We start from the raw sequence: 18,979 nt of genomic DNA, 5'->3' as shown, positions 1-18,979 counted from the left end.
AAGTCAGTTCTTCGGACGACCTCCGGCTCGCCAAGGGTCAGTCCCGGATTCGACCTCAGGCCGGACCCGCCGCGCCGGCGGCGCTTTCGCCGCCAGTCCCGCCAACCCAGGCTTCGCTTCTACAGGGTTTGATTTACCCTGCAAATGGCGTTTGCCAGAGCTGCGTCGTTTTCGGAACCGCGTGACGAGTAAGACACGCTTAATCCCGTGAGCGTCGCGTTAAGGGCAATGGTTAATTGCGCGTTTTGGCGCATGTATCCATTTACCGGCCGAGCATGGCCGGAACACCCCCATTTGGGCGCGCACCGAGGGGTGCGCGACGCGGCCTGGAATCACTTCGTCAGCCGCAAGATATCGTTGTACGTCGCCAAAATCATAAGGCCCAGCACGAAGGTCAGTCCGATTCGGAAACCGACTTGCTGGATCTTTTCGTTCAGCGCCTTCCCCCGCACAGCTTCGATTGCATAGTAAACCAGATGGCCGCCATCGAGCAGTGGGATCGGCAACAGGTTGAGAATTCCAATCGAAATTGACAAAACCGCGGCAAGATTAAGGAGAGCTGCGAATCCGACCTTGGCCATCTCCCCCGAAACTTCCGCGATTCGGATCGGCCCGGACAATTGTGCGGTCGATTCCCGGCCGAGAATCATACCGCGTACATAGGCACCAGTCTGTTCAACGATGTACCAGGTCTCGCTATTGGCGAGCTGAAATGATTTCACGAGACCGTAGCGTTGGATGTGCCAATTGGCTTGAACAGCTTTGGCTTCGACGCCGAGCACGCCGACGTCCGAGAGGCCCCCGCCGGAAGCGCCGCTGTGCTGCTGGGGTGTCGCAATGAGCGTAATGTCTTTGCCCTGCCGCAACACGGCGAAGCTCAACGCCCTACCGCTTGAGGCCTGAACCACCCGCTGCACATCCTCGAAGCTGTCGACTTTGTTGCCGTCGATCGAGAGGATGATGTCGTTGGGCTTGAAACCGGCGGCCTCGGCGGCACTGTTGTGACTGATCTTCTCGACCTCTGGCAGCAGGATGCCGCGGCCGTGGACGGTGAAAATTCCGGTGAAGATCACAATTGCGAGAATGAAATTGGCAATCGGCCCGGCGACGACGATCGCGGCCCGCTTCCAGACGTTCTGACCGAAGAAGGTCACCTTTCTCTCGGCGGCAGGCATGGCCGCACTCGCGGCATCGTCCGTCATCGACGCACCGTTGGCGTCGCCATGAAACTTCACATAGCCGCCAAGCGGCAGGAGTGCGAGGCGCCAGCGGGTGCCCCAGCGGTCGCTGAAATGCGCCAGCTCGGGTCCGAACCCCAGTGAGAACGTATCCACCTTCACGCCGCAGAGGCGGCCGACGAGGAAATGCCCAAGCTCATGGAAGAAGACGACGACGCTCAGAACGAAAAGAAAGGGCACGATCGTGCCGGCGGCAGAAGCAAGATGGGCGGAGATCGACATTTTACTCCTTTTTTGCGCCACAACGACCCGACAGACCGGTCAAAGGCGCAACAACACGAACTCGATGGCTAACCGATTTGGTTAGCGAGTCGTTAACATGCCGAAACCCTGCCCCTCCGCCAAGAGGGTCGCGGCGCTTTCTCTTGCAATATGGTCAACGGCCAACGCGTCCTCAACCGAGACAGGCTCTCTTGCGGTCCCGTCGCGGAGCGCGGCCTCGCAGCAGGCCTCGACGACCCGGGCGATATCGTGGAAGGAAATCAGCCGATCGAGGAACGCTGCGACGGCCACTTCATTCGCGGCATTGAGCACCGTCGGCAGGCCTTGCCCGGTCCGCAAGGCCTCTAGCGCCACGCGGAGGGCGGGAAACCGATCGAAATCCGGCCGCTCGAAGGTCAATTGGCCGACCGCCGCGAGATCAAGCCGGCGCGCCCCGGTCGTCAGGCGTTCGGGATACCCAAGGCAATGGGCGATCGGCACCCGCATATCCGGCGCCGCGAGACCCGCCGTCACCGAGCCGTCCTTGAAGGCGACCAGCCCGTGCACCACAGACTGGGCATGAACCAAAACATCAAGACGGTCCGCATCAATTCCAAAAATATGATGCGCTTCAATGACTTCCAGACCTTTGTTCATGAGTCCGGCTGAATCGATCGTCACCTTTGGCCCCATCGCCCAATTGGGGTGTTTCAGGGCCTGCTCCGGCGTCGCCTTGGCGATGGCTTCGGCCGTCCAGGCGCGAAATGGGCCACCGGAAGCCGTCAGCGTCATCATTTCGATTGTGTCGGATTCGGCGTCGCCCAAAGCCTGAAAAATCGCATTATGCTCGCTATCGACCGGAAGAAGCCGCGTTCCCATCGCCTTGGCCTGGCGCATGAAGGCGGCCCCGGCGCAAACGAGGCACTCCTTGTTGGCGAGCGCGACCGTGCGGCCCGCTGATAGCGCCGCATAGGTCGGCTCGACCCCGGCAGTCCCGGCGATGGCGCCCATGACAATGTCGGCGGGCCGCAGCGCCGCCTCGATGACAGCCTTGCGCCCTGCTGCGGCCTCGATGCCGCTGCCCTGCAACGCGTCCTTCAGGGCGCCGTAGCCGGACTCATCCGCCAAAGCGGCAAAACGTGCGCCCAGTTCGCGTGCGACCTTTGCAAGCGCCAGCGCGTCGCGGCCGCCAGCCACGGCAACCACTTCAAAAGCGCCGCCAGAATTGCGGATAATGTCGGCGGTCGAAGTTCCAATCGACCCTGTCGCGCCGAGCACGACTACGCTCCGCGGCGTCCGAGACGACGGGCGCGGAAGGCGCGTGTTTTCGAGTTCAAATCCGAGAGTCATTCTTTACATCCAATGAAACAGGCCTTCGGCTGGCGACGGAAACGCCCGCAACACGCCGAGAATGGCCGCGAAGACCGCGGTCGCGATGAAACCGTCGACACGATCCATGAGACCGCCATGGCCCGGAATCAAATGGCCGGAATCCTTGGCGCCGAAGCAACGCTTCATCCAGGATTCGAAAAGGTCGCCAAGCTGCGAAACGGCGGCAAGGATCAGTCCGAGAAGCAACAGGGCAAAGCTCGGCGCGATCGCATCGAACTGACTGAATCGTGCCGCGACTGCGAGAAAGCCGAGGCCGACGAGCGCACCAGTCACGATGCCGACGCCGGTTCCGGACCACGTCTTCGAGGGCGAGATGAGCGGCATAAACTTCGGGCCGCCGATCAGCCGCCCGGCGAAATAGGCGGCCGCGTCTGTTCCCCACACAATGGCGAACAGCAAACCAACCGCCCAACGTCCGAACGGAAATGAGCTGCGCAACGTCAGGACGGCGATGATCAGCCCGCCGGCATAGATCAGGCCACCCCCAAACCACGCGCGTCGCCCTGGCCCGCCCAACTGGCCGACCACCAACGCCATGACCAGAAGAATGAACACCCCCAGCGCCGGAATTTGGGAGCGGACCGCAATCGCTGCAGCGACGAGAGTCACCGAACCAAGAGCAAGTCGCGCCGTAAGTCGCTCGCCGCCGACGATACGTTGCCATTCAAAATGCACGACCAGCGCGGCGACCAGCCAGACAAAGAAAAAAACAATGCCGCCGAGCCACCAGGATATTACGGCAATGGCAATGAGCCCGGCGGCGGAGCCAAGCCGCGGGCCAAGATCCGCCAGCCGCGCATTGAGCGAAGACAGTCCCCGCCCAGCCGCCGCTTCCTCCCCGGTGTGCGGGGCGGATGGCCCCGACGCCTCTTTAGAATAGGTCATCGGCCGGATTTAGCATTGGCCGGTGATAAGGTCACGCCGCCGAAACGGCGCTCGCGGGCGGCAAACTCGTCGAGCGCCGCCGCCAGGGCCGCACGGTCAAAGTCCGGCCAATGGATCGGCAGAAAGACGAATTCGCTATATGCCGCCTGCCACATCAGGAAATTCGACAGGCGCTGCTCGCCCGAGGTGCGGATGATGAGGTCGGGGTCAGGAATTCCCGCGGTATCGAGATGTTGCGCGATGACCTCCGCATTGATCGATGCGGAATCGAGCGTGCCGGCGGCAACTTTCTCGGCGATGAGGCGCGCGGCTTCGGCGATTTCCTGGCGGCTGCCGTAGTTGAACGCGATAACAAGATTGAGTCCTGTATTTGCTGCCGTCGCAGTCTCGGCTTCCGCCAGCAGGGCCAGGATATCCGGATTGAGGTTGGCGCGGGTTCCAATGACCTTGATCTTCACGCCCGCATGGCCGAGTTCGGCAAGGTCGTTGCGGATGAAAAGTTTCAAAAGCCCCATGAGATCGCTGATCTCTTCGACGGGCCGGCGCCAGTTCTCCGACGAAAAGCTATAGACCGTCAGGTAATCGAGGCCGAAATCAATCGCCGCACGCACCGCCGCGCGCAAGGCCTCGACACCGCGCCTGTGTCCTTCAAGCCGTGGCAGGCCGCGGCTCGACGCCCAACGGCCGTTGCCATCCATGATGATGCCGACATGTCGGGGGACGCGGCCAAGCCGCGTTCCGACATCCGGAGCTTTGACTTGCGAAGACGCCGCTTTCGGGGTCGCCGCCTGGGCCGGCTTGACTTGCGCCGCAGTCTTCGCCCCGATCATCTCCGCATCATCCTGGCTGCAATCCATTGTGTTTTATCGATATGCGCTCGTCTCAGAACCGCACTGCATTTCCGATCGTAAGCGTAGAAATCCTTTTTATGTCCAAACGTGCAGCGCTCGCCAAACCAGCCGCTAAATCTGCATGATTTCTTGTTCTTTTGTCGCAAGCGCGACATCGATCTCGCCAACATGCTGATCGGTGACTTTCTGCACGTCCGTGGCGTGACGCTTTTCATCGTCTTCGCTGATCAGCTTGTCCTTCAAGAGACGCTTCAGATGGTCAATGCCATCGCGGCGAACATGGCGCACCGCAACCCGCGCCTCTTCCGCATAGCGGTGGGCGACTTTCACCATTTCCTTGCGGCGCTGCTCATTGAGTTCCGGGATGCGAATCCGCAGCGTCTGACCTTCGGTCACCGGTGACAGACCGAGATTCGAATCACGTATGGCGCGCTCGACGGCGCCGACGACGCCCTTGTCCCAGACCTGGACCGACAACATCCGCGATTCTGGCACGCTGATTGTCGCAACCTGATTGATCGGCATCGACTGACCGTAGACATCGACGTGAATGGGCTCGAGCAAGCTTATCGAAGCGCGACCCGTCCGCAGGCCGCCGAGCTCATGCTTCAGCGACGCGATCGACCCTTGCATACGCCGCTTCAAATCAGAAAGATCGAACCCGTCGCTCATCTTGAACCTTGCCTGAGGGAATTTCGCCGCCGGCCGGCGCGCCGGCATTCCGGCGCATCCTCACCTCCAGCACCTCTAATACGGTGTCTTTCCGGCGAGATTTGGCGATGGCGGCGGATATGATCACAGAATCTTTCGCTTTGCTATGCCATTTCAAGGGCCGCGCCAAGCCCACGTCCAAGTCCGCTAAGGCGTAACGAGGGTCGCGCGGCCAACGCCCTTCAGAACGGCGCAAATGGCCCCTGGCTCCTTGATAGAAAATACCAAAATCGGGATTTTCGTCTCCCGCGCCAGCGCAAAGGCGGCGGTGTCCATGATCGCGAGATTCTTGGCGATGGCCTCGTCATGCGTCAGCGTTTCATAGCGCTGCGCGTTGGGATCGAGCTTCGGATCGGCGGAATAGACCCCGTCCACCTGCGTCGCCTTGAGAATCACATCTGCCGACAGCTCCGCTGCCCGCAGCGCCGCGCCGGTGTCGGTCGTGAAGAACGGATTGCCCGTGCCGCCCGCGAGCACGACAACCCGGCCCTTACCGAGATGATGCAGCGCGGCCTGGCGCGAATAGGGCTCGCACAGCGAGGGCATGGCAACAGCGGATAGCGCACGCGCCGGCTGGCCCTGCTTTTCGATCGCATGTTCCATCGCAAGTGCGTTCATGACGGTCGCCAACATGCCGATCGAATCGGCGCGGGCGCGCTCGATACCGGTTTCTGCGCCGGCGATGCCGCGAAAGAAATTGCCACCGCCGACGACGACAGCGGTTTCGACACCGAGCCGGGCCGCACCTGCGAGATCGGCGGCGATCGCCTCAACTGTGCGGGCATCAAGGCCGTGACTCGCCTGCCCCATTAAGGCTTCACCAGAGAGTTTGACGACGATCCGCCGCCATTTCGATTTGCTGTCGCTCATGGATCGTCCATCTGCTGGTTTTCGCGGCGCCGTTCTAACGTAATGCAGCTTCATCCCGAAGCCGAAAACCGCGGAGTCCACCACACTTTCCAAATGGACGGGAAGTTATGCGCAAAGAATATGCGGGCACCGTACGGCAGACGGGCGGGCCAAGGAACCCTTCCCGCTTTGCCAATTTTGTTTGCTTTTTTATCCCGACAATATTGAGAATAATTCCCGCATCGATTGGATTTTTTCGTGCAATTCCAAAGTTTTAGGAAGTCTCTGTTGCCAACTTGCACTAGAGAGGCTGCCGATCATGTCCTATCGTTACAGATATAGTGAAAGACGAATCGGGCGAAATCGGCAAAAGCCGGCGACCGAATTTTGAGCATATCCGGGGGGACTGATGCTGCTAATTTCCAAGCGTTCTCGCATTCCGTGTCTATCGGCGTTTTGGATCGCCCTATCCTCCACGGTTTTCTATGCCCCGTATGCCGCCGCACAGCAGGCGGCGAGCGGCGAGCTTCCGACGGTCGATGTCGTTGCAACGACGCCCCTCGGGGCAGGTACGAGCGCGCTGGATGTGCCGAGCGAAACGCAGACGCTTACGAGCGAAGAAATCAGCACGGTGAATCAAACGACGCTGCAAGATGCGTTGGCGCGCCGGACGCCCGGCGTTTCGGTCACTGACGAGATCGGCAGCCCGCTCTCCGAATCGGTCGATTTCCGCGGTGAAACCGCGACGCCGGTGCCGGGCACGCCCGAGGGTCTGGCCGTCTATATGAACGGGGTCCGTATCAACGAATCCTACGGCGATGTCGTCAACTGGGATCTGATCCCGCCATCGGCGATCAGCACGGCGGACATCGTCACCGGCAATCCAGTCTTCGGTCTCAACGCCCTTGCGGGCGCCGTCGTCATGAAAATGAAGAACGGCTTCACCTGGCAGGGTACGGAAGTCGATCTCCAGGGCGGCATGGATTATACCGCCCAGGGCTCGGCCCAATACGGTGTCAACAAGGGCGATTGGGCCTATTACGTCGATGTCGATGGGGTTCGCACCAATGGCTTCCGCTATTTCGGCCAATCGGATGCCGAGCGCGCCTATGGCGACATCGGCTACCGTGCCTGGAACAGCGAACTCCATTTGAGCATGACAGGTGGGGCCGATGGGCTCGGCGTTGCCGGCACGACGCCGCTCGAACTCGCCAATGAAAATCGGTCCGCCGTCTTCACGACGCCGCAGACAACCAACACGACGGCGGAGATGATCACGCTGTCGGATGAAACGCATATCACCCCGACGCTGACGTTCAACGGCAACGCCTATTTCCGTAGCTACGCGCAGGCGCATCACGACGGCAACATCAGCGATTTCTACCATTGCACAGCCTCCTCCGGGGAGGCTGGCGATCACGTCTGTAACGATGGCGACCTTGTACCCGATCTCGCCGATCCGCTCGCGGGGACCGGCGCGCCTGACGGCCAGCCCTTGGGTGAGATCGACAGCAACTGGACGCGCACGCTGAGCACTGGCGCAACCGGGCAGCTCACCGACACCGACAAAATCTTCGGTCATAACAATACGATCACCGCCGGCGTCAGCGTCGACAATGGCTGGACGCATTTCACTGGCAGCAGCACGCTCGGTACATTGCCTGCCAATTTCGTCGTTCCGTTCACGAACGAATCCATCAACGAGCCGGACGACGACATTTCCCCCGCGGATGTCAGAACGCAGAACACCTATATCGGCATCTATGTGCTCGATAACTTCGACATCACCGACAGATTGAGCCTCCATGCCGGGGCGCGGTTCAACGATGCGATTATCTCATTGACCGACGAGTCCGGCGAAAACCCGGACCTGACCGGCTCGCATAATTTCAACCGTATCAACCCGGTCGTCGGCGCGACCTTTAAGATCACACCGGATATTTCGGTCTATGCGAGCTATTCGGAAGCCAACCGCACTCCGACACCGCTCGAACTCGGCTGCTCCAGCCCGGATCATCCTTGTCAGATCGACAATTTCCTCGTTGCCGACCCGCCGTTGCAGCAGATCGTCGCGCGCACCGTCGAAGCGGGCTTCAAGGGCAGCAACGCGATCAACTGGTCATGGGCACCTGGTCGGCTTGACTGGAGCATCGCCGGCTACCACACCGAGAATCAGAACGACATCTACAGCGTTCCGAGCCTTGTCACGGGCTTTGGCTCCTACACCAATGCCGGCGATACACTGCGCGAGGGTGTCGATGTCGGCGCCACCTATACGACGGCCCGCTGGGACGTTTACGCCAACTATTCCTACATTCAGGCGAAGTTCCTGACGCCGGTGCTCTTGTCCTCGCCGAACAATCCGTTCGCCGATGGTAACGGCAATATTCAGGTGGAATCGGGCGACAACCTCCCAGGCATCCCCACCAATAAGTTCAAGTTCGGCATCGATTACGAGGTTCTGCCGGGCTGGAAGGTCGGCGGCGACGTGGTCTATCGCTCGAGCCAGTATTATTTTGGCGACGAGATCAACGCGCTGCCGAAAATTCCCGGCTTCGCAACGCTCGATCTGAGGACATCGTACCAAGTCAACAAAGACGTCCAGATCTACGGTCTGATCAACAACGCGCTTAACTTCCGCGGCGCGACCTACGGGTCGCTGTACGAGACCGATTCGACCCAGAATCAGGTGAACGGCGCAGCGCCCGGCGTTTGCGACGCTGGCCTGTTCTGCTCCGCGGACGCGCGTGCGATCACGGTCGCGCCGCCGTTCGAAGCGATGGTCGGGCTGAAGATGACGCTGAACGACGCGCCGCCACCGTCCCCACCGCTCGTGGCCAAATACTAAGCCACGCTTATTAGACTTTAGGACTGGCGGACAACCCACCAGTCTTTCTTTAAGACGCCCGATGACGTGTTAAATTGACGAGCTGCCGCGCGCTGCGGCGGCTCGTTTGCTATATCGGGACGCGATGGCTTTCTTCTTCACCAGCGACACACATTTCGGCGACGCCCGCCGCATTCGCGTCGACAAGCGCCCGTTCAAGTCGATCGGCGAGCATGACGCCGCGCTGATTGCGCGCTGGAATGCCGTGGTCGGCCCCGACGATGACGTCTATCATCTCGGCGATTTCGCGGTGACCATGGACGCAACAGCCGTCGAATCGTGGCTCGCAGCGCTGAACGGCCGCAAACATCTCATCATTGGCAATAACGATTCGCCCGCGGTGACTGCCAGCAAGACGTGGGCGAGCATCTCACATTACGCCGAACTCGTAATCGACAACCGCTTCCTGGTGCTCTGTCATTATCCATTCCGGACATGGCACCGCAGCGCCAAGGGTGCCATCGACATTCACGGCCATTCGCATGGCAAGCTGAAAGAATTGCCGCGTCAATATGATGTCGGAATCGATGTCTTTGATTACCGTCCGGTCTCGCTCGCCGAGATTCTGGCGAGCCGCCGACGCGGCAAAAAAGCGATGATCGTTAAAAAGGTTGTGGCGGCAACACCGACGAAAACGCCGCGAAAGGTCGCGAAGAAAACGATCAAGCCTGTGAAGAAAAGGCCTGCAAAGAAAAAGTAAGGCGCGAACGCCTTACCCTTGGCCCGAAGCAGCGGCGACTTCAGCAGCAAAGTCCGATTCCTGCTTCTCGATGCCTTCGCCAAGCGCATAGCGCACGAAGGCCTTCAGCATCACTGGCGCAGCGGCCGCACCCTCCGCCTCTTTCAGCACCTGACCAATGGTCTTGTTGCTATGCTCGGCATGGATCGAGGGCTGTTCGAGCAGCGTGACCTCTTTGTAATAGGTCTTGAGGCCCGATTCGACGATCTTCTCCAGCACATGCGCAGGCTTGCCGGCATTCTTTTCGGCCAGCACCTTTTTCTCGCGCGCGACGACTTCGGGATCGATGCCCGATGCATCAACCGCGAGCGGGCTCGCCGCGGCGACATGCAGAGCAATCAGGCGCGCGAGCGGCGCCAGAACATCGGTCTTGCCGGAGGATTCGAGACCGACGAGCACGCCGATCTTGCCAAGACGGTCGGCAACCGGCGTATGCACGTAGGAACCGATGACGCCCTGGCCGACCTCGACCGCGGCGGCACGGCGCAAATTGATATGCTCGCCAATCGTTGCGACACCAGTGGTGATTGCCTCGGCAACGCTGCCGCCATCAGGATAGGCCGCCGCTTTCAACGCCTCGACATCGGTCAGGCCGCTCTTAAGCGCGACCTCGGCAATGTTGCGCGCGATCTTCTGGAAGTCCTCGTTGCGGGCAACGAAATCGGTCTCCGAATTGACCTCGACCGCAACGCCCTTATTGCCATCGACGGCAAGAGCGATCAGACCCTCGGCCGCGACGCGGCCGGACTTCTTCGCGGCCTTCGAGAGACCCTTCTTGCGCAGCCAATCGACTGCAGCCTCAAGATCGGCATTCGATTCCGAAAGCGCCGTCTTGCAATCCATCATTCCGGCGCCAGTCTTTTCGCGCAGCTCTTTCACCAGTGCCGCCGTGACATTCGCCATTGGCTTCATCCTTCAATCAATTCGATAAGAGCGAAGCAGACACGGAACACCGCATCTGCCTTGGTTGAAAGGGTCTCTTATTCCGCAGCGGTCAGGCTCTTCGCCTGCTCAATCCAACCGTCGCGCTCGATCTTGCCACTTAGCTTCAGGTCTTGATCGAGCTTCTTGGTCTCGTCCGGCGTGAGCGCGGCAATCTGCCAATAATGGAAAACGCCGGCGTCATTGAGCTTCTTGACCACCTGCGGGCCGACGCCATGGAGTTTCGCCAGATCGTCCGGCGCGCCGCGCGGGGCGGCGAGCAATTCGAAATGCTCGGTCTTCACATCGGCATCCGACGCGACGGGCTCCGGCAAATCCTCGGCGATCGGCGTCACTTCGGCGCCGATATCGAGACCCGACTCGCCGCGGCTGCGGGAAATGCCGTCGATAGCCGCGCGCGCGACGAGATCGCAATAAAGGGTGATGGCGCGCCCCGCGTCGTCGTTACCGGGAATCGGGAAGGTGATCCCGTCCGGATCGGAATTGGTATCAAGAATAGCCGCGACAGGAATATGAAGCCGCGCCGCTTCCTTGATCGCCAATTGCTCCTTGTTCGTGTCGATGACGAAGATCAGATCCGGCGTGCCGCCCATATCCTTGATGCCGCCAAGCGCCTTTTCGAGCTTGTCGCGCTCGCGCGACAGCATCAGGCGCTCCTTCTTGGTAAGGCCCTGCCCGCCCGTCTCAAGCGTCTCAGTGACCTTGCGCAGACGCTGGATCGAACCCGAGATCGTCTTCCAATTGGTCAGCATGCCGCCGAGCCAACGCGAATTGATGTAATATTGGGCCGAGCGCTTCGCTGCATCGGCGATGGCATCCTGCGCCTGGCGCTTGGTGCCCACGAAGAGCACACGGCCGCCGCGGGCTACCGTGTCCGACACCGCCTTCAGCGCCTGATGCAGCAACGGCACCGTCTGCGCGAGGTCGATGATGTGGATGTTATTGCGGGCGCCATAAATATAGGGCGCCATTTTCGGGTTCCAGCGATGCGATTGGTGGCCGAAATGAGCGCCGGACTCAAGGAGTCCACGCATGGAAAAATCAGGCAACGACATAGGTCTTCTTCTCCGGTTGAGCCGCCGCGGAAAGTCAGGCTGGCCGGCGTTGCCGCCGGAAGCCACCGGGTGCGGACCTTAAGGCAGGGCCGCGAATTCCGCGTGTGGAATGGGGGTGCTTATAGTGTCCCCGATGTGGGAAGGCAAGGCAGCAAACGCCAGAGCCGCTGCCGTTTTCCGTCTGCCCAAGAAAAGCAGCAGCCGCGGGGGGACGACCCGCGGCTGCGCGCCGCCATAGGCGGGCGGCTCACGCCGGTGGACTTCGGCAAAGTCCGGTCCAGCGTGGGGGCTCGTTGGCTACCCTTACGGGCGACCGAAATCAGGCAAGGTCAAAGCGATCGGCATTCATCACCTTGTTCCAGGCCGCGACGAAGTCATGCACGAACTTCTTCTGCGCGTCGGCGCTGGCATAAACCTCCGCAAGGGCACGCAGCTGCGCGTGCGAACCGAAGACCAGATCGACACGCGTGCCGGTCCACTTGACGTCGTGCGTCCTCCGATCGCGTCCTTCGAACACGTCGCTGGCGTCCGATACCGCCTTCCACTGCATGCGCATATCCAGCAGGTTGACGAAGAAGTCATTGGTCAGCAGGCCCGGCCGATCAGTGAAAACGCCGTGAGTGGAGCCGTCGACATTGATGTTGATCGCGCGCAGACCGCCGATCAGCACGGTCAGTTCGGGCGCGGTCAGGGTCAGCAGTTGCGCCTTGTCGATCAGAACCACCTCGGCGGGCACCGCAAGCCCGGCCTTCTCATAGTTGCGGAAGCCATCCGCGGCCGGTTCAAGTCCGGCGAAGGAATGGACATCCGTCTCCTCCTGCGAGGCGTCGGTTCGGCCGGGCGCAAAGGGAACCTTCACATCGTGTCCGGCATCCTTCGCGGCTTTCTCAATCGCAGCGTTGCCGCCGATAACGATCAGGTCGGCGAGCGAAATTTTCTTTCCGCTGGCCTGTGAGGCGTTGAACTCCTTTTGGATCGCTTCGAGCGCATGCAGCACCTTTGTCAACTGGGCCGGCTGGTTGGCCTCCCAGTCTTTCTGCGGTGCAAGGCGGATGCGCGCACCGTTCGCCCCGCCGCGCTTGTCGCCGCCGCGGAAGGTGGAGGCCGAGGCCCAGGCGGTACCGACCAGCTCGGACACGGTCAGACCCGAGGCAAGCACCTTGACCTTGAGTACGGCAGCGTCGGAGTCATCGATCAAGGGATGATCGACGGCGGGTACCGGATCCTGCCAGATCAGCACTTCCTTGGGCACTTCCGGGCCGAGATAGCGCGTACGGGGCCCAAGGTCGCGATGCGTCAGCTTGAACCAGGCGCGGGCAAACGCTTCGGCGAAGGCCTGCGGGTTCTCCAGGAAGCGGCGCGATATCTTCTCATAGACCGGGTCGACGCGCAGCGACAGATCGGTGGTCAGCATGGTCGGCTTGCGCTTCTTTGACGGATCGTGCGCGTCGGGAATGACCTCCCCGGCGTCCTTGGCCTCCCACTGGATGGCACCGCCAGGACTGCGGGTCTGAACCCATTCGTACTTGAACAGATTCTCGAAGAAGAAGTTGCTCCACTGCGCCGGCGTCTGCGTCCAGATGACTTCCAGACCGCTCCCGACGGCGTCTGCGCCGGACCCGGTGCCGTAGTCGCTGATCCAGCCCAATCCCTGCGCCTCCAGGCCGGCGGCTTCCGGAGCTGGCCCCTTGTGGGACTCGGGCGCGGCGCCGTGGGTCTTTCCGAAGGTGTGGCCGCCGCCGATCAGCGCGACGGTTTCCTCGTCGTTCATCGCCATGCGCTTGAAGGTTTCGCGGATGAATGCCGCCGCAGAAAGCGGGTCGCCGTTGGCGTTCGGACCTTCCGGATTGACGTAGATCAGGCCCATCTCGGTGGCGCTGAGGGGGTCCTTGAAGCTATCGAGCGGCCGGTGAGCCAGCCAGGTTGTCTCGGAACCCCAGTTGATGTCCTGATCGGGTTCCCAGGTATCTTCCCGACCGCCGGCAAAGCCGAACGTACGAAAGCCCATGGTCTCCAGCGCCACATTGCCGGTAAGGACCAGCAGGTCCGCCCAGGAAATCTTCTGCCCGTATTTCTGCTTGATCGGCCAGAGCAGCCGGCGATACCTGTCGATCAGCACGTTGTCCGGCCAAGAATTGAGCGGCGCGAAACGCTGCTGGCCGCGACCGGCACCACCACGGCCGTCACTCAGCCGGTAGGTGCCAGCACTGTGCCACGCCATACGGATGAAGGCCGGCCCATAATTGCCGAAGTCTGCCGGCCACCAATCTTGCGAGTCGGTCATCAGTTTGCGCAGATCGTTCTTCAGCGCCTCATAATCGAGCTTTTTGAATTCCTCACGGTAGTCGAACGTTTCGTCCAAGGGATCGGACGATGGCGAGTTCTGGTGAAGGATCTTCAGGTTCAGCTGATCCGGCCACCAGTCGCGATTGGACCTCTGCCGAGGCGTTGTGTGCGGGTACGGGCATTCACCCGCGCTGCTTTGAACTTTGTCGTCCATCTATCCCTCCGGCCTCGTTCGATAACTGTGGCGTAGCGCGAAACTAGGCGCTCGGAAGATATTGATCCAATCGATAATTCCATTTAATTTGATAGGCAGTGCCAATGGCGGTCAAAATAACTTCAAACTTCGTGGGGACACATGAACCTGCGTGATCTTCGCTACATCGTTGCCGTTGCTGACTTTGGCCATTTCGGCCGCGCCGCCGAGGCGTGCAACGTCAGTCAACCAACACTCTCGGGACAAATCCGCAAACTCGAGGAAGAACTCGGCCTCGCCATTTTCGAGCGTGTCGGCCATACGGTGCGCCCGACCGCGCCGGGCGGCCAAATTCTCGATCATGCCCGGCGCGCTCTGGCCGCCGCGGAAGACATCGTCTCTGTCGCGGCATCGGCACGCGATCCGCTGGCCGGGCCGCTGCATCTAGGCGTCATCCCGACGCTCGGGCCCTATCTCATGCCCTACGCGTTGCCGGCCGCGCAGCAGGGGCTGCGCGCGCTACGTCTCGTGCTCGTCGAAGACTTGACCGTCCGGCTCATCGAACTCGTCTCGGCAGGCAAGCTCGATGCGGCGATCATCGCCTCCGACCCTGAGACCCCTGCTCTCCAGACCGAGACGTTGTTCGACGAGGATTTCTGGCTCGTGCTCGACCAGGACAATCCGCTCGCCGCGCGAAACAAGATCGGCATCGCCGACATCGATCCGCAATCTTTGCTGCTTCTGACCGATGGCCATTGTCTGCGCGACCAGGCACTCGAACTTTGCGGACCACCGCGCGATGCCGAAGCCGCGATCGCCGACATGCGCGCGACGAGCCTGAAAACGCTGCTGCATATGGCGGCCGCCGGCTATGGCATGACGTTGTTTCCGGCACTCGCGCTGCGGCAGGAAGAGCCCCTGCCCGGCAACCTTGTCGCGCGACGGTTGAGCGGCACCAAGGCGCGTCGCCGCGTGCGCCTTATCTTCCGGCCAAGTCACCCGCGCCGCGCCGCGATTGCGGCGCTGTCAAAATTGATCCGTGCAAGCGTGAAAGACGTACTGGAAAAAGAAAATGAACCGGCGCTCGCCAGCGCTGAAAGTTAGAATTCCGAAACTATGTACGTATTGATCGTCTTGATAAGACGCGTATGTCGCTCAAAGATGCGGCATGCGCCATTTTACCAACATCGCGCGGGCGAAGGCCTTGGATTCGGAGTTCGATATTCAATGCCGACTGACAGGAAATATCGAAATCTACGATCTTTTACGAAAGTATTCGTCGAGCTGTGAGTTATTTAGGAACGAGAATCCCAAAAGAAAAAGATCTTTTTGGATCATGAAACCCTTTGAGACCGAGATAAAAGAAGAGAAAGGCATCAAACTTATTGTTAATGTTCTCGGTGGTCCCAAGGGGTGTCCCCTTCCCACCGCCTTGAAGCTTAAGGAATTTTGCGAATTCACCGAAGGGGACTTTGCATTTCTGCGATATCTAGGAAGTGCAGTGGTGAATCTCGAGCAGGAATTTGTTCCATATCGATCGTTTCTAGTGGCGCCGAGGCGCGTGGTGCAGGAAACGCTCGGAATGGTTCAAGCGGAAGAGTACGAGCTTGGCATGGTGCTGTTAGGAGATAGCAGCGACGCTTTTATTTGAGAAGCAAGATTGCAATATCAGCTACACGAATAATTTCGCTGAAGACTTCCGCCGACTTCTTCTCGTCAGTCACCATTTCGCGCGCATAGACAGCACGCGCGCGAATGTCGGAAAGGTGTACGATCTCGCCCTTGTCGTTCGCCCATTGCAATTGTGTTTTGAGAGGCAAAGTTAGCGGCAGCAATGCGCCATCGGCGGCTTCCCTCGCGTAATCGGCTTCGAAACTGTGACCTTGATTGCCGTAGACCTCCGGCGAGTCGCCCACGAGACTCTGAAAGACGACGCCGCCTGCCGCAATCGTCTGGTCTTCACCCCACGGCGCCATAATGACGAAATCCTCTTCCTGAAAGATCGCGCGGCCAAAATTCTTCGATCGATATTCGTTGGAATTACCGGGGTTGATTTCGAAATTGTTACTGAACTTCTTGGGAATGTAGGAATCGCCCGCGCTGCGGGTCACAATGGCGTCCCCAAGCTGGGCGATATTGATCGTCTCTGCGAATTGTCCGGCCGCTCCCGATTGGAGCGTGACGACTTTTTCGCCGCCCTTCCCAAACACGACACTCGCGACCGGGATCGTCGCGGTTTTCCGGAAAAGCGGCGCGCCCGTGAAATCGAAATCATTCGCCGTGACACGCTTCAAATCTAACCTCCCGAGAAAATTTTCTCGACAAATATATATTTAGAAACTCTTTCCGAGTCATTGCGATGCGGCCTAGCTTGGCCGCGCCATTATACTTCGTTAAAAAGTAGCGGACCCTCGCGAGACGAATTGCCATGCTCGATCTCACGGTCGCCATCGCGCATCATCTGCTCGTCTTCAGTCTCTTCGGCATCGTCTTTGCCGAATTTTTCGTGTTGCGCCCGGGCCTCGGCGGCGACGGCCTGACGCGTCTCGCGAGGCTCGATCTGATTTACGGGATCGTCGCCGGTCTGATTATCCTCGTTGGCTTCAGTCGCGCGATCTTCGCGGCGAAGGGCTGGCATTATTACGCGCACAACGGATTCTTCTGGGCGAAAATCGGCACATTCGCGTTAATCGGCTTGGCGTCGATTCCGCCCACCCTCGCCTATCTGCGCTGGCGCAAGGCCGGCACGCCGCCAAACGATGAGGAGATCAAGCGAGCGCGTTTCTACCTCCATCTCGAACTCGCGCTTTTTGTGCCGCTGCTCGGTTTCGCCGCGGCGATGGCCCGCGGCTACGGCGAATTCGGCTGATCATTTGAGCTTGTCGATCAACGCGCGCAGCCCGGCCGAGACGTAGTGGCGGCTCGGATAATAAAGAAACAGGCTGTCATCCGTCGCGCACCAATCCTCCAGGCATCGGATCAATGCGCCTGAGGCGAGATGCGGCTCGATGCGATAATCGAAAACAAAAGCGAGGCCACAACCTTGCAGCGCCGCTTCGATCATCAAATCCTGACTGTCGAGCGTAAGCGGCCCGTTCACTTCGACATGAACGAGTTCGCCGTCGCGTTCGAATTCCCAATTGAAGATTGCGCCGCTCGGGAAACGATAACGGATGCAGGAATGATCCTTGAGATCGGCCAGCGTATGCGGTTTCTTGCGGCCATTAAAATAATCCGGCGACCCCACAACAGCGAAGCGCAGCCGCGACTTGATCCGGACCGCGATCATATCCTGGCTTAGATTTTCGCCGAAGCGGATGCCGGCATCGAATCCATCCTTGGCAATGTCGACGAGCCTGTCGGTCGCAACAATATCGAGATTGAGGCCGGGATTTTCCTGAAGCAATGGGCCGATCACATCCTGCAACACGAAGGGCGCGATGGAATTGGGAATGTTCAGCCGCACCGTTCCGAACGGCGTGCCGCGGAAGGCGTTGAGACCTTCGAGCGCCGCATCGATCTGCTCGAACGCCGGTTGCAATTCTGCGAGAAAGCGTGCGCCTGCATCCGTGAGCGAAACGCTGCGCGTCGTGCGATGAAAGAGCCTTACACCGACCCGCGTTTCAATATTGCGGATGGAATGGCTGATAGCCGACGCCGCGACCCTGCGCTCGACGGCCGCCTTGCGGAAGCTGTTATGGCGCGCCACCGCCAGAAAGGCGGCAAGTTCGGCGAGTTCTGATCCGTGCATGGGTCGGAAATTGCTGTTCTAGGTTCATCACTATAGAGATGATTATGCATCTTATCGCATTTATCTGATGGCGCTAGATCGTACGCCAGCCGGCGGGAGCTTCCGCCGATCCACAATGTGGAGAACGCGATGAGCAACAATCCCCTGAGAACGCTCGACGGCAAAGTCGCCCTCGTCACCGGTGCAAGTTCCGGCATTGGACGCGCGACGACGCTCGAACTCGCCCGACGTGGCGCAAAGGTCGTCGCCAGCGCGCGACGCCGCGCCGAAATCGAAACGCTCGTCGCCGAGATCAAGAAAGACGGCTTCGAGGCGACCGGAATTGTCGCCGACATCAATAAAGAAAATGACGTGATCGACCTCGTCGCCAAGGCGGTCGCGACTTATGGCCGGATCGATGTTGCCTTCAATAACGCCGGCACAGAAGGCGCGTTTTCGCCGTTCGTCGATCAGACGAATGAAACCTATGACACGATCTTCAACGCTAACGTGCGTGGCGTCTTCTGGTCGATGAAACACGAAGCTAGGGCGATGCTCGCGCAAGGCCGTGGCTCGATCATCAACAATGCCTCGATGGGCGGTGTCATCGGCTTCGCCAATGCTGCGCTCTATATCGCCAGCAAACATGCCGTTCTCGGCCTGACCAAGACGGCCTCGATCGAATGGTTCAGACAGGGCGTGCGTGTCAACGCGCTCTGTCCGGGCCTCATCGATACGCCGTTTCAGGATCGCATCTGGCCATCCGAACAAGCCAAGAAAGATTTCGGTGCGGCCTCCGTGCCCGGCCGCACGGGAACATCCGAAGAAATGGCGAAGGTCGTGGCGTTTCTTGCCTCGGATGATTCAACGTTCGTGTCCGGTCACGGCCTTTTGGCCGATGGCGGCTATGTCGTTTCCTGACGAGCCAACGTCATCCGAGCGATCACGTCGCCGTGTGACGTCTGAAAAGCCGCACAATTGCTTCTAAGTTCGTGACAAGAGCGCAAGGTCAAAGGAGTT

General features: G+C 60.0%; 17 protein-coding genes. 6 read left to right on the top strand and 11 right to left on the bottom strand.

The window, feature by feature from the left end:
• Positions 1-332: 332 nt before the first annotated feature.
• From rseP to pyrH, 6 genes are all read right to left on the bottom strand, one after another.
• Positions 333-1,460, bottom strand: coding sequence for an RIP metalloprotease RseP (gene rseP / locus WDN02_RS13630; protein WP_337294016.1), 1,128 nt, complete (start codon positions 1,458-1,460; stop codon positions 333-335).
• 81 nt (positions 1,461-1,541) lie between these two features.
• On the bottom strand, positions 1,542-2,789 hold the full coding sequence (gene dxr / locus WDN02_RS13625; RefSeq protein WP_337294015.1) for a 1-deoxy-D-xylulose-5-phosphate reductoisomerase: 1,248 nt from the start codon (positions 2,787-2,789) through the stop codon (positions 1,542-1,544).
• 3 nt (positions 2,790-2,792) lie between these two features.
• Complete coding sequence (locus WDN02_RS13620; RefSeq protein ID WP_337294014.1) at positions 2,793-3,716, bottom strand: phosphatidate cytidylyltransferase; 924 nt, start codon at positions 3,714-3,716, stop codon at positions 2,793-2,795.
• Positions 3,713-4,546, bottom strand: coding sequence for an isoprenyl transferase (locus WDN02_RS13615; RefSeq protein ID WP_337294013.1), 834 nt, complete (start codon positions 4,544-4,546; stop codon positions 3,713-3,715). Before WDN02_RS13615 ends, WDN02_RS13620 begins: the two co-directional genes overlap by 4 nt.
• Positions 4,547-4,678: 132 nt before the next feature.
• On the bottom strand, positions 4,679-5,239 hold the full coding sequence (gene frr / locus WDN02_RS13610) for a ribosome recycling factor (RefSeq protein ID WP_337294012.1): 561 nt from the start codon (positions 5,237-5,239) through the stop codon (positions 4,679-4,681).
• A gap of 186 nt (positions 5,240-5,425) precedes the next feature.
• Entirely contained in the window at positions 5,426-6,148 is a 723-nt protein-coding gene (pyrH, locus tag WDN02_RS13605) for a UMP kinase (RefSeq protein ID WP_337294011.1), read from the bottom strand.
• 388 nt (positions 6,149-6,536) lie between these two features.
• On the opposite strand from pyrH, the gene WDN02_RS13600 reads away from it, so the two are divergent.
• Both WDN02_RS13600 and WDN02_RS13595 read left to right on the top strand, forming a co-directional pair.
• Positions 6,537-8,975, top strand: coding sequence for a TonB-dependent receptor (locus WDN02_RS13600; RefSeq protein ID WP_337294010.1), 2,439 nt, complete (start codon positions 6,537-6,539; stop codon positions 8,973-8,975).
• Between the two features lie 106 nt (positions 8,976-9,081).
• On the top strand, positions 9,082-9,714 hold the full coding sequence (locus WDN02_RS13595) for a hypothetical protein (RefSeq protein ID WP_337294009.1): 633 nt from the start codon (positions 9,082-9,084) through the stop codon (positions 9,712-9,714).
• A gap of 12 nt (positions 9,715-9,726) precedes the next feature.
• On the opposite strand, the gene tsf is transcribed toward WDN02_RS13595, so the two are convergent.
• The 3 genes from tsf to katG all read right to left on the bottom strand — a co-directional run bounded on the left by tsf (position 9,727) and on the right by katG (position 14,250).
• Positions 9,727-10,656 carry a translation elongation factor Ts gene (gene tsf / locus WDN02_RS13590; RefSeq protein ID WP_337294008.1) on the bottom strand — a complete coding sequence of 310 codons (930 nt, stop codon included), beginning with the start codon at positions 10,654-10,656 and terminating at the stop codon, positions 9,727-9,729.
• A gap of 77 nt (positions 10,657-10,733) precedes the next feature.
• Entirely contained in the window at positions 10,734-11,750 is a 1,017-nt protein-coding gene (locus WDN02_RS13585) for a 30S ribosomal protein S2 (protein ID WP_337294007.1), read from the bottom strand.
• A gap of 319 nt (positions 11,751-12,069) precedes the next feature.
• On the bottom strand, positions 12,070-14,250 hold the full coding sequence (gene katG, locus WDN02_RS13580; RefSeq protein WP_337294006.1) for a catalase/peroxidase HPI: 2,181 nt from the start codon (positions 14,248-14,250) through the stop codon (positions 12,070-12,072).
• 141 nt (positions 14,251-14,391) lie between these two features.
• Between katG and WDN02_RS13575 the strand changes: the two genes are divergently transcribed.
• Entirely contained in the window at positions 14,392-15,333 is a 942-nt protein-coding gene (locus WDN02_RS13575) for a LysR substrate-binding domain-containing protein (RefSeq protein WP_337294005.1), read from the top strand.
• Positions 15,334-15,397: 64 nt separating this feature from the next.
• A complete protein-coding gene (locus tag WDN02_RS13570) occupies positions 15,398-15,880 on the top strand; it encodes a hypothetical protein (RefSeq protein WP_337294004.1) in 483 nt (160 codons plus the stop codon).
• Here the strand turns inward: WDN02_RS13570 and WDN02_RS13565 are convergent.
• Positions 15,873-16,523, bottom strand: coding sequence for a hypothetical protein (locus tag WDN02_RS13565; RefSeq protein ID WP_337294003.1), 651 nt, complete (start codon positions 16,521-16,523; stop codon positions 15,873-15,875). The genes WDN02_RS13570 and WDN02_RS13565 overlap by 8 nt on opposite strands.
• A gap of 134 nt (positions 16,524-16,657) precedes the next feature.
• Here WDN02_RS13565 and WDN02_RS13560 point away from each other — a divergent pair, with 134 nt between their 5' ends.
• Positions 16,658-17,098, top strand: a complete 441-nt coding sequence (locus tag WDN02_RS13560) for a DUF2214 family protein (protein WP_337294002.1) — start codon at positions 16,658-16,660, stop codon at positions 17,096-17,098.
• Here the strand turns inward: WDN02_RS13560 and WDN02_RS13555 are convergent, their stop codons facing one another.
• Positions 17,099-17,980, bottom strand: coding sequence for a LysR family transcriptional regulator (locus WDN02_RS13555; RefSeq protein ID WP_337294001.1), 882 nt, complete (start codon positions 17,978-17,980; stop codon positions 17,099-17,101).
• A gap of 129 nt (positions 17,981-18,109) precedes the next feature.
• Here WDN02_RS13555 and WDN02_RS13550 point away from each other — a divergent pair, with 129 nt between their 5' ends.
• On the top strand, positions 18,110-18,880 hold the full coding sequence (locus WDN02_RS13550; RefSeq protein ID WP_337294000.1) for a glucose 1-dehydrogenase: 771 nt from the start codon (positions 18,110-18,112) through the stop codon (positions 18,878-18,880).
• The last annotated feature ends 99 nt before the right edge of the window (positions 18,881-18,979 follow it).

Source organism: Methylovirgula sp. (assembly GCF_037200945.1).
Classification (GTDB): Bacteria; Pseudomonadota; Alphaproteobacteria; order Rhizobiales; family Beijerinckiaceae; genus Methylovirgula.
This window is presented reverse-complemented; position numbering and strand designations above follow the sequence as displayed.

Bases quoted from the DNA above. Each gene is read 5' to 3' on its own strand.
- rseP (WP_337294016.1), bottom strand. From the start codon at position 1,460: ATGTCGATCTCCGCCCATCTTGCTTCTGCCGCCGGCACGATCGTGCCC.
- dxr (WP_337294015.1), bottom strand. From the start codon at position 2,789: ATGACTCTCGGATTTGAACTCGAAAACACGCGCCTTCCGCGCCCGTCG.
- WDN02_RS13620 (WP_337294014.1), bottom strand. From the start codon at position 3,716: ATGACCTATTCTAAAGAGGCGTCGGGGCCATCCGCCCCGCACACCGGG.
- WDN02_RS13615 (WP_337294013.1), bottom strand. From the start codon at position 4,546: ATGATCGGGGCGAAGACTGCGGCGCAAGTCAAGCCGGCCCAGGCGGCG.
- frr (WP_337294012.1), bottom strand. From the start codon at position 5,239: ATGAGCGACGGGTTCGATCTTTCTGATTTGAAGCGGCGTATGCAAGGG.
- pyrH (WP_337294011.1), bottom strand. From the start codon at position 6,148: ATGAGCGACAGCAAATCGAAATGGCGGCGGATCGTCGTCAAACTCTCT.
- WDN02_RS13600 (WP_337294010.1), top strand. From the start codon at position 6,537: ATGCTGCTAATTTCCAAGCGTTCTCGCATTCCGTGTCTATCGGCGTTT.
- tsf (WP_337294008.1), bottom strand. From the start codon at position 10,656: ATGGCGAATGTCACGGCGGCACTGGTGAAAGAGCTGCGCGAAAAGACT.
- WDN02_RS13585 (WP_337294007.1), bottom strand. From the start codon at position 11,750: ATGTCGTTGCCTGATTTTTCCATGCGTGGACTCCTTGAGTCCGGCGCT.
- katG (WP_337294006.1), bottom strand. From the start codon at position 14,250: ATGGACGACAAAGTTCAAAGCAGCGCGGGTGAATGCCCGTACCCGCAC.
- WDN02_RS13575 (WP_337294005.1), top strand. From the start codon at position 14,392: ATGAACCTGCGTGATCTTCGCTACATCGTTGCCGTTGCTGACTTTGGC.
- WDN02_RS13570 (WP_337294004.1), top strand. From the start codon at position 15,398: ATGCGCCATTTTACCAACATCGCGCGGGCGAAGGCCTTGGATTCGGAG.
- WDN02_RS13560 (WP_337294002.1), top strand. From the start codon at position 16,658: ATGCTCGATCTCACGGTCGCCATCGCGCATCATCTGCTCGTCTTCAGT.
- WDN02_RS13555 (WP_337294001.1), bottom strand. From the start codon at position 17,980: ATGCACGGATCAGAACTCGCCGAACTTGCCGCCTTTCTGGCGGTGGCG.
- WDN02_RS13550 (WP_337294000.1), top strand. From the start codon at position 18,110: ATGAGCAACAATCCCCTGAGAACGCTCGACGGCAAAGTCGCCCTCGTC.